13 protein-coding genes are annotated in these 12757 nt (G+C 64.6%); 3 read left to right on the forward strand and 10 right to left on the reverse strand.

The window, feature by feature from the left end; all coding sequences use genetic code 11:
* Positions 1–175: 175 nt before the first annotated feature.
* From JWQ89_RS12220 to JWQ89_RS12230, 3 genes are all read right to left on the reverse strand, one after another.
* Positions 176–694 carry a spore coat U domain-containing protein gene (locus JWQ89_RS12220; RefSeq protein ID WP_299641375.1) on the reverse strand — a complete coding sequence of 173 codons (519 nt, stop codon included), beginning with the start codon at positions 692–694 and terminating at the stop codon, positions 176–178.
* Between the two features lie 167 nt (positions 695–861).
* On the reverse strand, positions 862–1578 hold the full coding sequence (locus tag JWQ89_RS12225) for a LuxR family transcriptional regulator (protein ID WP_299641377.1): 717 nt from the start codon (positions 1576–1578) through the stop codon (positions 862–864).
* Positions 1579–2023: 445 nt separating this feature from the next.
* Complete coding sequence (locus tag JWQ89_RS12230; RefSeq protein WP_299641379.1) at positions 2024–2404, reverse strand: DUF983 domain-containing protein; 381 nt, start codon at positions 2402–2404, stop codon at positions 2024–2026.
* On the opposite strand from JWQ89_RS12230, the gene JWQ89_RS12235 reads away from it, so the two are divergent.
* Complete coding sequence (locus tag JWQ89_RS12235) at positions 2403–2726, forward strand: GNAT family protein (RefSeq protein WP_299641381.1); 324 nt, start codon at positions 2403–2405, stop codon at positions 2724–2726. The two genes, JWQ89_RS12230 and JWQ89_RS12235, sit on opposite strands and share 2 nt — an antisense overlap.
* Positions 2727–2780: 54 nt before the next feature.
* Entirely contained in the window at positions 2781–3011 is a 231-nt protein-coding gene (locus tag JWQ89_RS12240; RefSeq protein WP_299641383.1) for a phosphopantetheine-binding protein, read from the forward strand.
* A gap of 71 nt (positions 3012–3082) precedes the next feature.
* Here the strand turns inward: JWQ89_RS12240 and JWQ89_RS12245 are convergent, their stop codons facing one another.
* The 4 genes from JWQ89_RS12245 to JWQ89_RS12260 are packed head-to-tail and all read right to left on the reverse strand — an operon-like array spanning position 3083 to position 7697.
* Entirely contained in the window at positions 3083–4189 is a 1107-nt protein-coding gene (locus JWQ89_RS12245) for a substrate-binding domain-containing protein (RefSeq protein WP_299641385.1), read from the reverse strand.
* Positions 4190–4246: 57 nt separating this feature from the next.
* Complete coding sequence (locus tag JWQ89_RS12250; protein ID WP_299641386.1) at positions 4247–5191, reverse strand: ABC transporter permease; 945 nt, start codon at positions 5189–5191, stop codon at positions 4247–4249.
* Entirely contained in the window at positions 5188–6186 is a 999-nt protein-coding gene (locus JWQ89_RS12255) for an ABC transporter permease (RefSeq protein WP_299641388.1), read from the reverse strand. The genes JWQ89_RS12250 and JWQ89_RS12255 overlap by 4 nt, the downstream gene beginning before the upstream one ends.
* Complete coding sequence (locus JWQ89_RS12260; protein WP_299641390.1) at positions 6183–7697, reverse strand: sugar ABC transporter ATP-binding protein; 1515 nt, start codon at positions 7695–7697, stop codon at positions 6183–6185. Before JWQ89_RS12260 ends, JWQ89_RS12255 begins: the two co-directional genes overlap by 4 nt.
* Positions 7698–8016: 319 nt before the next feature.
* On the opposite strand from JWQ89_RS12260, the gene JWQ89_RS12265 reads away from it, so the two are divergent.
* Positions 8017–8877, forward strand: coding sequence for an SDR family NAD(P)-dependent oxidoreductase (locus JWQ89_RS12265; protein WP_299641391.1), 861 nt, complete (start codon positions 8017–8019; stop codon positions 8875–8877).
* A gap of 7 nt (positions 8878–8884) precedes the next feature.
* Here the strand turns inward: JWQ89_RS12265 and JWQ89_RS12270 are convergent, their stop codons facing one another.
* From JWQ89_RS12270 to JWQ89_RS12280, 3 genes are all read right to left on the reverse strand, one after another.
* Positions 8885–9628: a response regulator transcription factor gene (locus tag JWQ89_RS12270; protein ID WP_299641393.1), complete on the reverse strand. Its 744-nt coding sequence runs from the start codon at positions 9626–9628 to the stop codon at positions 8885–8887.
* A gap of 253 nt (positions 9629–9881) precedes the next feature.
* Positions 9882–11105 carry a pyridoxal-dependent decarboxylase, exosortase A system-associated gene (locus tag JWQ89_RS12275; protein WP_299641395.1) on the reverse strand — a complete coding sequence of 408 codons (1224 nt, stop codon included), beginning with the start codon at positions 11103–11105 and terminating at the stop codon, positions 9882–9884.
* Complete coding sequence (locus JWQ89_RS12280) at positions 11102–12676, reverse strand: acyl-CoA ligase (AMP-forming), exosortase A system-associated (RefSeq protein WP_299641397.1); 1575 nt, start codon at positions 12674–12676, stop codon at positions 11102–11104. The genes JWQ89_RS12275 and JWQ89_RS12280 overlap by 4 nt, the downstream gene beginning before the upstream one ends.
* Between the last annotated feature and the right edge of the window lie 81 nt (positions 12677–12757).

The following is a 12757-nucleotide window of genomic DNA, read 5'->3' on the forward strand; positions in this document are numbered from 1 at the left end:
TGGACACGCACGGCCTGCTTGTCCTCGTTCCACAGACGCAGGGTGGAGGTAACGGTTCCGTCCTGCAGGTCGAGCAGTATCGGAGCCACGCGGAGGCTCGCGGCCTGCGATGTGCTGGCGGACCAGCACATCAGGAGGGCCACGGCGATTTGGGTAAGAAGGCGGCCCATCGCTGTTACGGTGTCAGGTCGGTGCCGTACCAGACCGTCGCGGTGACGGTGTCGAGATAGGAGCCGGTCGGAACGTTCTGACCGCCGTTCACACGGCCATAGATCGGGATGATCTCGGGGGCTCCGGTCGCAGCCGCGCTATCAACGGTGTTGGTACCCTCGGTATTGCCCCACAATGTGGAGCGACCCGCGTTCTGGAATAGCGAGTAGTCGACCGTGTTGGCAGGAACGGTCGTGTGCGTGAGTTTGCGCGTTGCGACCGTGGCGCCGCTGCCTGCGCCGGCATCGAGGCCGATGGCATAGGCCGAACCCTCGGTGCAGGTGACGGTGAGATTGGCCTGGGCATCGATGTCGCCATCGATGATGCCGGTGGTGCCGAACGAAAGGTCATCGGCGGCGACGGTGCATTCGGCTTCGACGGTCAGCGAGACCCCGAAGCTGTCGGTTCGCGACTGCGCATAGGTCGACGGCACTGAGAGGAGCGCTGCGGCGCAAGCCGCCGCAGGCAAGAGAAGGCGCTTCATTTGTAACCCCAAGGTTAAACTGCCAAGATCATGCGACTTGCGGCTGACGTTATTGATGTTACAAGCAAATCGCGAGTATACTTGAGCCGTGGCGGATTAATCGGGCGTTAATTAGGGGTCGCTCCAGTAGTCCTACGGGGCCTGTGAAGGCTGTCGGTCGCTTGCGCTCAGATATCTATTAGCCGATCGCGAAGGGCGATCATGACTGCCTGGGCGCGGTTTGCTGCCCCGAGCTTCGCGACCACGGCCTGGAGGTGCCATTCGATCGTCCGGTGGGACCTGTTCAGCAGGCGGCCGATCTCCTTGGCCGACTTGCCGGCGGCGACCCAGCGCAGGATTTCACACTCCCGTTCGGTCAGCTTCACCGATTTCGGAGCGGTGGGTGCCAACAGGCGGTGCATCGACGCAAAGCCATACAGAGCGATCATATGGATCGACGGGATGAACGCCTCCGGCAAATCGAAATCGTATCCACCGATCCACACGTCACCGATGCATCCCACCGGACTGGGGATCGGAACCAGCAAGCCCTTGGAAAGCCGAAAATCCTTTGCCCGCTCGACCACCTCGCGCGCCTGTGGCTCGCACTCGGGGTCGAAGGGCGCCGTGTCCCAGGCGAAGGGCCGAACGACGTTACGGCAGTGGCGAATGGAGGGGTCGACCTCCGCAAACTCGCTGGCCAGATAGAGATCCAGCCAGGCGGACGGAAGGCGGCTTGTCAGGATCGCGTCGCTGAAATCCCGTCCGTCACAGGGAAAATAGTTGAAACAAAAGAACTCGGCTCCGAAGGAAGCTGTGGCTCGCGCGATGATTTCGACGATGTCGGCAGCGCTGGAACAAGCAGAGAAGTCGTGGATGGCTTCCAGCAGGTGCTTGGTGGTCATGACGATATTCCGAGCCTCGTGCCCGGCAGTGGAATTGCTGCTTTATATGGTGCGCGCTTTCTCGCCCCGCGTGTGGCAGATCTCAATATCTATAGGCTGGCATTTGCGGCCAAAAATCAGGCAAATGCCGCCAGCGATCAAGCCCTGGGGCGCGGTCCGGTCGCAGAGCGCCACTTGGCACCGGCCCTCCGCGCATGGCACCCCAAGTAGCGGCGGAGAGAGACCGATGCGAAATGTTTCACCCCCCACAAGCTCGGGGGAGCGTGTAACTCCTTGGCTCGCACGCGGTTCCGGTGGTGTGTCTGACTTGTCGAATGGGCGGTCCACGACGGAGGCCCAGCACGCTTAGAAGTTCCGATGTCTGTTCGCACTGGGAAGGGAATGCTGGGCCCCGCTGATCGCGCCGGCCGCGGCCTTACAGTCGTCAACGCCGGGCCACGGTGAACTAGCGTTCCAATTCATCACTGAGCCCCCGCGACCAGAGGAAGCCGATGAGGGCGCCCTTGACCGGCCGGATGACGGCCAGCGGCACCACTACCGAAAGCGGCACCAGCACGGCCAGGTAGATCAGTGGACTCGCCCTTTCGTTCAGCTCCATGTCGAGCATCACAAAGATGATGACGTGCGCGACGATAGTGATGACCACAAAGGGCAACAGCAGGCCGACATTGAAGCCGCCCAGCCGTTGACCGCAGACGGAGCATTTGTCCACCTGCTGTAGGAACCCTGCGAACAGGTCTCCCTCACCGCAGCGGGGGCAGCGGCAGCGTAGGCCGCGAAGTATTGCCGTTCCAAGGCCGACGCCTCGATGTTCGAAGGTTCGCATGGCAACCAGCTCCTCCATCGGGCAAGCTAATATTAACGTGAGTGGCCTCACAGGGTTCATCGAGTTCCTCAAACGACGGAGACGCCGGTTTCTTCACCACGGGTTTGCCCCGGTGATGGTGGGGCGCGACGTCGTCGTGGAGGTTCGCGCTGAACTCATGAATCAGTTCTTCCGGCATACCGATGTCGAGCGGTTTTACGGGCTTGTGGATGCGCGCAACATTTCCTCGGTCTGCAGTTACCGCAAGCTCGGCTTCACTCATGCCGCCACGTGGCATAGGCACAAGCAGAACCCGACAACCGGCGAGATCATCGACTTGTGACCTTCGAGATATTCAAGGATGAGTGGCTGGCCGGTAAGTTCTGGGAGCCCGACAATGCCAAGTGACGGTATTGCCTGCGAAATCGTGGGACGCGCACTCGGGGTCGACACCGTCGCGCCCGACGACGACATGCAGAGCCTGCCAGCTTGGGACAGCCTCGGGCACATGGCGATCGTGGCGGAGATCGAAAGGACGATCCGCGCCAGCCTCCAGCCGGATGACATTGTCTCCATCGCTTCGGTGAACGATGTCCTGGAACTGCTTCGGCGCCTGGCGCCGGGTTAACGTGTTAAACCTCTGTGCTCTCCAATGCGACGAAGGCGGCGGGACGCCGAGGGGGCGCCCCGCACAGGTTGTCAGAAGTCGAAGTCGCCGATGTTGTCCTTGGTGAAGATGAACGGCGCGCCGAGCAGAATTTCGGAGCCGTTGATCACCTGCAGGGGCCCGAGCTTGCCGGCCTCGACCGAGGTCGCACCGGGCTGCAGCGTTCCGTCGGCCGCAGCGCGCAGCACATAGGCCGCGGCGTAGCCGAGATCGACGGGGTTCCACAGAACCACCGACTTGACGCAACCGGCGTCGACATAGGGCTTCATGGCGTTGGGAGTGGCAAGGCCAACCACCGCGATCTGCCCGCATTTGCCGGCCTGGGTCACGGCGTCAGCCGAGGCCGGCGTCGCCACCGAGGTCATGCCGAGAATGCCCTTCAGCTCATCGCCGTACTTGTTGATGAGCGTGTTGGCCTGATTGAAGCTCAGGATGTTGTCCTCCTGGGCTTCCACGGTCTCGAGCCATTTCAGGTTGGGATGGCAGGCCGCGGCATAGGCGGCCATTTCGGCAATCCAGCGCGCCTGGTTGGGCGTGGTGAAGGTCGAGGTGACGATGGCGAAGGGGGCGTCCTCGCCGGCTTCGGCCGCGAGGCTGTCGATCATCGCCTTGGCGATGCCGTTGAACTCGGCCTGGTTGACGAACCACTGCCGGGCATCGGGCTCCGAGTTGGCATCGTAGCCGACCACATTGATGCCGGCGCCGAGGGCCTTCTTCAGCACCGGGGAAATGGCAACCGGGTCGTTGGCGGCAAACAGGATGCCGTCGACGCCCTGGGTGATGTAGTTGTCGATAACCGTGATCTGGTCGTCGATATTGGCCTCGGTCGGGCCATCGGTCGTCGCCTTCATGTTGCCCATCTCCTTGGCAGCGTCGGCGATGCCTTTGGAGGTCGCGTCGAAATAGCCGATGCCGATGAGCTTGGGCACGTCGACGACGGTAATCTCCTTGCCCTTGCGATCGGGCGGGTTGGTGGGCACGCCGCCGTCATAGGCCTTGGCGACCGGCGTTGCCGCCGTTCCGTCGCAGGCGAGGGCGCTGGTGGGAAGTTCGTCGCCGCCGGTCCAGGCCGACTGCGCCTGAACGAGGCTGGTCGACAGGGTGAGGGCTGTGACGACGGCAAGTGTGGTGCGAAGCATAGTCTCCTCCTTCAAATCGCCGGTCTCATTTCGGCAGAGATCACGGGCGCGATGACTTCAGCGGGTGCCGCCCCGATAGATGACGTTCGAGACAAGGATCGTGAGGATCAGCACGGCGCCGATCAGCACGATGGTTCCGTCGCTTTTGACGCCGGCCAGCGACAAGCCGTTCTTGAGCGCCTGGATCAGGATCAGGCCCAGCATGGTGCCGACAATGGTGCCTTTGCCGCCGAAAATGGACGTGCCTCCGAGGACCACGGCGGTGATGGCATCGAGCTCGATGCCGGTGCCCATGTCCGAGCGCGTGGTCGAGACGCGCGATACGAAGATGACGGCGGCCAGCGCCGCGGCGAAGCCCGAGGCGGAGTAGATTGCGATCTTCACCCAGTCGACGCGGAGGCCGGAAAACCGCGCGGCGGTTTCGTTGGAGCCGATGGCGTAGGTGGCGCGCCCCCAGGTGGTCGTGCCGAGGATGATCGCCGCGACGATGGCGACGAAGACGAGCAGCCAGAGCTGCGTTGGGATGCCGAAGGACTGCCCCTGACCCAGGATGTAGAACCAGTCGGGGTAGCCGCGCACTGATCGCGCCTGCGAGATGCCCTCGGCCATGCCGCGATACAGCGCGAGCGTGCCGAGCGTCGCGATCAGCGGGGGGAACCTGAAGCGGGTGATGATGATGCCGTTGACGAAGCCGGCAAGCGTGCCGACGCAGAGGGCGAGGAAGATGGCGAGTTCGAGCGGCAGACCGAGGTTCTTCCAGAACACCCCGAGCAGGATGGCCGACAGCCCCAGGATCGAGCCGACGGAGAGATCGATGCCGCCGGTGATGATGACGAAGGTCATGACGATCGCGATGAGGCCGACCTCGGTCATCAGCCGGCCCTGGTTGAGCAGGTTGTCGAGCGTGAAGAACTTGTCGGACTGCGCGCCGAGGACGATCAGCGCGATGACCACGAGCACGGCGAGGATCGTCTCGTGGCGGAGGAAGCGACTCGCCGTCATCGCCCCGCTCCCTGCATTTCGCGATTGCGCCGCAGCATGTCGGCCAGCACCGTCACGAGGATGAGCGCGCCGATCACCGCGCGCAGCCAGTAGGCCGAGACGTTGATGAAGATCAGCGCCGAGCCGATGGCGGAAAAGAGGATCGCGGCAAGCGTCGAGCCGATCACCGTGCCGGTGCCGCCGAGGATCGAGACGCCGCCGATCACTGCCGCCGTGATGATGGTGAGCTCGAGATTTGGCGGGACGGTCGACTGGATGATCTTGAGTTGCGTCGCGAAGAGGATCGTCGCGAGGCCGGCGAAGGCGCCGTGGATCATGAAGACCTGCACGATGCGCCGCTCGATCGGAATGCCGGCGGCGCGGGCCGCTTCCGCATTGCCGCCGATGGCGTAGAGGGACCGGCCGAAGGCGGTGTAGCGCATCCAGAGGAAGGCGCCGATGGTCAGGATGATCATGAACCACACCGGCACCGGCACGCCGAGAAGCCGCTGCTGGGCGAGGAGGAATTCCGGCGGCAGGTTGTTGATCCACGCGCCGCCGGTCACCGAGACGAGCCCGCCGCGGAGGATCGAGAGCATGCCGAGCGTGACGACGATCGACGGAATCCGGCCATAGGCGATGAGGGCGCCGACGATGGCGTTGACGCCCATGCCGACGAAGATCGGCACCACCCAGGCGAGCCAGACCGGCGCGCCGGAAACGGCGATCGTGCCGGAGATGGTCGCGAGGACGCCGATCAGCGCGCCGACCGATACGTCGATGTGGCCGGTGATGATGACCATCGCCATGCCGATGGCGGCGACCGCGATATAGGCGTTGCCGGAGACGATGGTGTTGAGGTTGTTCGGGGCGAGGAAACGCGGATTGATCGCCGACACCACCGCGAACAGCAGGACGATGGCGCACGCGATGACCACTTCCTGGCCGTAGGCCGAGACGAACCGGGTGAGGGCGCCGCGCTGCGGGCGTAAACTCGGTGCCGCTTCGACGCTCATGCCGCGACCTCGTGCGCCGATGCCTGGGTCATCGCGGCGCCGACGGTCTCGGGCGTGGCGTCGGCGCGGTCGATGGTTGCCATCAGCCGGCCGCCATGCATGACCAGCACGCGATCGCTCATGCCGAGGATCTCGGGCAGCTCGCTCGAGATCATCAGGATGGCCATGCCGTCTCCGGCCAGCCGGCTCATCAGAGCATGGATTTCGGCCTTTGCCCCGACGTCGATGCCACGGGTCGGCTCGTCCATGATGAGGATGCGCGGCGCTGTCTCGAGCCACTTGCCGAGCACCACCTTCTGCTGGTTGCCGCCCGACAACTGGCCCACGACCTGGTCGGGGCCGCGGGCGCGGATTCCAAGCTTCGTGATCGAGTCGGCGCCCCGCTTCAGTTCCGTCGCCACGTTGATGAAGATGCCCCGCGCCACGTTGTGCAGCGAGGCCATCGAATTGTTCTGGGCAATCGTCATCGGCCGCACCAGCCCCTGCAGACCACGGTCCTCCGGGACGTAGGCGATGCCGAGATTGCGCGCCTGCTTCGGGCTGGAGATGGTCACAGGCTGGCCATCGAGCGTGATGGTCCCGGAGGTCGCCGGCGTGATGCCGAATATGGTGAGGGCGAGCTCGGTGCGCCCTGAGCCGACGAGGCCGGCGAGCCCGAGGATTTCCCCCTTGTGCAGCTCGAAGGAAATGTCCCTGACGCGCGCGCCGAACCCCAGGTGATCGACTCTGAGGAGCACCTCGCCAATGTTGGGTTCGCCACGTGGAAACAGGTGGTCGATTTCGCGCCCGACCATCATCGAGACGAGCGTCTGTTCGGTGACCTCGCCGATAGGCCGCGTGCCGATCAATGCGCCATCGCGGAGTACCGTGACGCGATCGGCGAGCTCGAAGATCTCGGGCAGCTTGTGGCTCACATAGATGATCCCAACGCCGCGATCCCTGAGGCGCTTCACCACTGCAATGAGCCGGCGGATATCGGCGTCCGCGAGGGCGGCGGTGGGCTCGTCCATGATCAGGACCTTGGCGTCCTGGCTCAGCGCCTTGGCGATCTCGACCCGCTGCCGATTGGCGACCGAGAGGGTGCCGACCTTGGCGTCGACGTCGAGATCGGGGCTGTCGAGGGAGTCGAGCAGCTGCCGGGCGCCCCGGCGCATCGCCGTCCAATCAAGCATCCCCGCCTTGTTGGGCGGGGCGTTGCCGAGGAAAACGTTCTCGGCAACGGTCAGTTCGGGAAAGAGCAGCAACTCCTGGTAGACCGTCGCCACGCCGCCGCGGCGCGCCTCCTTGGGGCTCACGGCGGTGTAGGTGGTCTCGCCCAGCCGGATCGTGCCGCTGTCAGGGGCGTGCACTCCGGCGATGATCTTGATCAGCGTCGACTTGCCCGCGCCGTTCTCGCCCAGCAAGGCGTGGACCTCGCCGGAGCGGACGTCGAAGTCGATGTTCCTCAGGACCGGGATGCCGGCGAAGGATTTCGAGATGGAGTGCAGGCTCACGGGGACTGCCGACGTCATCGGCGGTCCCTTTGCACGCAAACGTCCGCCAAGCCGCTGTGATCGGCCACCGATACGCCTCCGCCCTGTACCCGCCGCATTGGGCGGGAGCGCGTACGCCTACGTCTTTTGGCGCGTGCACCTTTTACCAGCCGAGTGTAAGCACGCGCGAGCTTCGTAGTCCATGCCGGTCCGACGTGCTTGTCTGATGGGGCGCCTCGCCATCTCGACCAGCACGGCAACTAGGCCGTGGACGCCAAGCGCTGTCGTGGCGTAGGTATGCCGCCGCCGCTCGTGGGCATCGGAGCCACAAGCTGGCCCAGATGCGAGTTGGAGAACCATGGTCGAGCCCTTTATTCAGGACGGCGTTGCAGTCATCACCGGAGGCGCGAGCGGAATCGGCAGAGCTGCTGCTCGCCGCGCCGCCCGCACGGGAATGAAGGTAGCACTGGTGGACACCGATGCGGCGAAGCTCGATGCAATCGCCTCCGAACTCGGCGGGCTTGTGGGCCCCGCAAATGTCATCGTGCGAAACGCCGATGTTGCGGAACCTTCGGCGATGCAGGAACTGGCGCAGGCGGTGTCCGCGCACTGGGGCAGTCCGACGCTGCTGATGAACAACGCCGCGGCATTCGTCGCCGGCGGCGCCGGTGGCATTCTCGATCCCAACGACAACTGGCAGCGCCTGTTTGCGGTCAACGTGCTCGGCGTGGTCAACGGCGTGCAGGCTTTCCTGCCGCTGATGCTGGCATCCGAGCGACCGGCGGTGATCGTCAATACCGGCTCCAAGCAAGGGCTGACCAATCCACCGGGCAACCCGGCCTATAACACCACCAAGGCGGCGGTTAACGCCTACACGCAGAACCTGGAGCGCGACCTGCGGGAGCGGCCGGGAAGCCGGGTTTCGGCGCATCTGCTGGTTCCGGGGTGGACCACCACCGGTGATGCCGAGCATCGGCCGGGCGCATGGCTCCCGGAACAGGTGATCGACTACATGGCCGGTGCGATTGGGCGCGACGACTTCTTCATTCTTTGCCCAGATGGAGAGACCACGCCCGAGATCGACCGCAAGAGGCTCTACTGGAACGCCATGGACCTGATCCTCGGCCGTCCGGCCCTGTCGCGCTGGCACAAGGGCTACAAGGACGCCTTCGCCGAATTCATGAAGCAGGATCTGGTACTGCCTAAACGCGATCGGTGACCGGTACTCAGTGCACGACACGCGTGGGCTCGCCGCCGCGGTAGAGGGCAGCTGCCTCGGTGCGATTCCGGGCGCCCAGCTTGCTGATGATATTGTGCAGATGGATTTTCACCGTGTGCCCCGACAGGTTCAGATCTGTCGCGATCGACTTGTTCTGCAGACCGCGTTCTACCAATCGGAGAACCTGCAGTTCGCGCTTGGTGAGGATTTTGAGGTGAACGGGTACGGGTACCTCGCCCAGTGGCTCCGGCTCGGGCGGACCCTCCTGCGGCGGTGGTACAGCCGCCTTGGCAAGACTCTCCAGCATGGCGCGGGGGAAGTATTCTATACCGCTCAGCAGCACCGCCATGATGGACAGCGACACCTCGAGGCGGACGTGAATGGGCAATACCCCCCGCAAGAGCTTGGAAGCGACAATTCCTCCGGCGGTAACAAGGCCGGTGCCATCGTCCAGCAGGGCGGTCAGCGCCAGGGGGTGAAACCTGAACAGGTCGTCGGCCCTCCTCTCGGCGTCCGCCACCAGTTCCTTGTGCACAAGGATCAGTGAAACCGTGTCGGGAAATATCCGGATGGCCTCGTCGATGTGGGCGACCTCCTCGACCACGGCCCACGGAAATTCCGACTCCGCGGCCTGCTTCAGGCCCTCCGGCACCGTGCGCGGCGGCGAGACGAAAATGATGGTGCGGGACCGCTCCTGTTGTCTCCCGTGCCCCTGTAGGGCGGAAGCCCTGAATGTATATGTGTAGTTCATCCTACCCCACCCAACTAACAAGAATACTCACTCTACTAATAATTGTCATTCTTGTTCGAAATATACATCGTATGGTACATACATACTCAGGTAGCTTGAATATTTCCTGTCTGAATTACAGTATATCGTCACAACTGGACGGTAGCAGTCGAAGTTCTGGAATATCAAGACGTGGAGAGGCGTAGACGGTTGGGCGTACTCCTTAGGGTGTATCTCGGCGGGCGGCCGATCGCCTCTCGAGACCCTTCCCGAACTAGACGAGGCATTCAGCGGGAGCCGGGTGCCCCAGGAATGCCGTGGGACTGGCGGTCAGCCCATAGGCGCCGGACTGAAAGATCACCAGCAGGTCTCCGACCTCGGCCTTGGGCAGGGCGACGTTGTCGCCCAACAGATCGAGCGGGGTGCAGAGGCACCCGACGACGCTGACGATTTCGTCGGCGTCAGCGGTGAGGCGGTTGCCCAGCGCAAGCGGGTAGTTCCGGCGGATCGCCTGGCCGAAATTACCGGACGCTGCAAGCTGGTGATGGAGGCCGCCATCCACCACCAGGTAAGTCTTGCCGCGGGACACTTTCCTGTCGATCACGCGCGTAACGTAGATGCCCGACTCCCCCACCAGGTAGCGGCCCAATTCGATGGTGAGTTGGGCCTGCGGCAGGCGGGCTTCGAGCACGGGAACCAGGTCGGCCAGGTTGCGGCCGACCAGCGCCAGGTCGAGCGGCCGGGCGCGCTGCGAATAGGGGATGCCGAAGCCGCCACCGATGTTGAGGTAGCGGATCGGCCAAGGGCTGGAGTCGGCCAGCCTCAGAAGCAGATCGAGCGTTTGGCGCTGCGACTCCGCGATGATCTCGGCGTTGAGGTTTTGCGAGCCGGCAAAGACGTGAAAGCCGACGAAATCGAGGTCCCAAGTGCGGAGCTGGGCGAGGAGGTCCGGCACGCACTCGGCGTCGACGCCGAACTGCTGGGGGCCACCACCCATCTTCATGCCCGACCCCTTGACCTGAAAGTCCGGATTGACCCTGATCGCGACGCGGGCGCGCAAGCCAAGGCGCTCGCTGATGCTGGTCACCCGCAGCGCTTCGCGAAAGGATTCGAGTTCGATCGTCACCCCGGCGGCAACCGCCTGGCGAAGTTCCGCCTCGGTCTTGCCGGGGCCGGCGAAACTGATGCTCTCGGGATTGATGCCGGTGTCGAGTGCCGTGTGCAGTTCATGCGCGGAGGCGACATCGAGGCCATCGACGAGGCGGGACAGATGCTGCACCACGGCAGCCATCGGATTGGCCTTCATCGCGTAGGCGAGCCGGACACTGTTGGGCAGCTCCTGCCGCAGCTCGGCGACCCGAGCGTCGATGATGCCGCGGTCATAGGCGAAAAAGGGCGTGCTTCCCACCCGGGCCGCCAGGCGATCGAGCGGCATGCCGCCCACGAGGAGCAGGTCGCGGTGGCTGCCGAAGGGGGGATGCGTCGGATGGACGGTCACGACGACAGCTCCTCGCGCAGCTGCACCCGGTCGAACTTGCCGTTCGGGGAGCGCGGTATGGCGTCGCGTTCGAAGACGGTCGTGGGGACCATGTAGAGCGGCAAGTGCCGCTTCATCTCGGCAATGAGCGATGAGATGTCGAGCGGTCCGCCGCCCATCGGGCTGGCGACCAGGACGACACGCTGGCCCAGCCGTTCGTCGTCGAGGCCAAGGGCAACGGCGTCGCTGACGAGGCGGGTGCCAAAGGCGACCTCTTCGATCTCGGTGGGGCTGACGCGATAGCCGGAGGTCTTTATCATCTCGTCGCGGCGGCCGACATAGTAGAGAAAGCCGTCCGCATCGCGCACCACGGTGTCGCCGGAGAAGACGGCCAGCTCGGTAGCGCGCCATGGCGCGCTGCGGCCGGGCACGGGCCGGAAGCGTTCGGCGGTCCGTGCCGGGTCGTTCCAATAGCCCTGCGCGACCAGTGCGCCACGGTGGACCAGTTCCCCCTCTTCGCCGGCATCGCAGGGCGAGCCGTCGGGCCGCACCACCATGATCTCGACATTGGGAATCGCCTTGCCGATCGAGCCGGGTCGGCGGTCAACCTCGCCCGGATCGAGGTAGGTGGAGCGGAACGCTTCGGTGAGGCCGTACATGAGATAAGGCAGGGCGCCGGGAAACTGCTCACGCAGCCGGGTAAGCACCGCCTTGGGCATGCGTCCGCCGGTATTGGCGAAGTAGCGCACCGATGCCCGCGCGGCATCCGGCCAGGCCTGGTCCGCCAGCTGGATCCACAGCGGCGGCACCCCGGTGATCCCCGTGACCCCATGGCGGGCGCAAAGCCGCGGCACCTCCTGTGGCACGAGGTAGTTCATCAGAACAACATGCGCGCCGACGGCAAAGCCCGTGGTGACCTGGCTGAGGCCGGCATCGAAGCTCAGCGGCAGTGCGGCGAGGATGACGTCGTACTGAGTATTGCCCAGGTACTGGGCGACGCTTTCGGCACCGGCGATGAGGTTGCGATGGCTCAGCGCAACGCCCTTCGGGCGCCCGGTGCTGCCCGAGGTGTAGAGGATCGCCGCCAGATCGAGGTCGATCGGCTCGCGCGCCGGCGGGGCGGACCCGGGGTCCGGGAAGGCGTCGTCCCAGGCGTGGATGCTGTAGCGCCGGTCGCCGGGGGGCAGATATGGGAGAGCGCCCACCACGATGACGCGGGCAAGGTCTGGGCAGTCGACCAGCGCCGGGGCGATCAACGCCAGGCGTTCGGCAGAGGTGACGAGGATGCGCGCGCCGCTGTTGGCGAGGATGAACGCAACCTGCGCCGGCCGGAGCAGTGGATTGACCGGCACCATGATGCCGCCCGCTGCAGACGTTCCGAACATCGCCACGACGGCCTCGATGCGCTTTTCGAGAAAGACGCCGACGCGCTCGCCGGTCTCCAGCCCCAGTCGGCGCAGCCCAGCCTGCAGGTCGAGGACGCGCTGCCATAGGTCGTCGTAGGGCACCGTCCTGTTGGAATAGGTGAGGGCCGGGTTGCGCGGAAAGTCTCGCGCCGCGTCCCGCAACAGGTGGTGGAAAGCCGTTCTCATCACCGTCCCTCGCCCTCACCAGGCCACGCAGGTGAGTTCGCTGTAGAGGTAATCGATCGCCGGCGGCTGCAGCCGGTCGCT

Source organism: Devosia sp., from assembly GCF_028290645.1.
GTDB lineage: Bacteria > Pseudomonadota > Alphaproteobacteria > Rhizobiales > Devosiaceae > Devosia_A.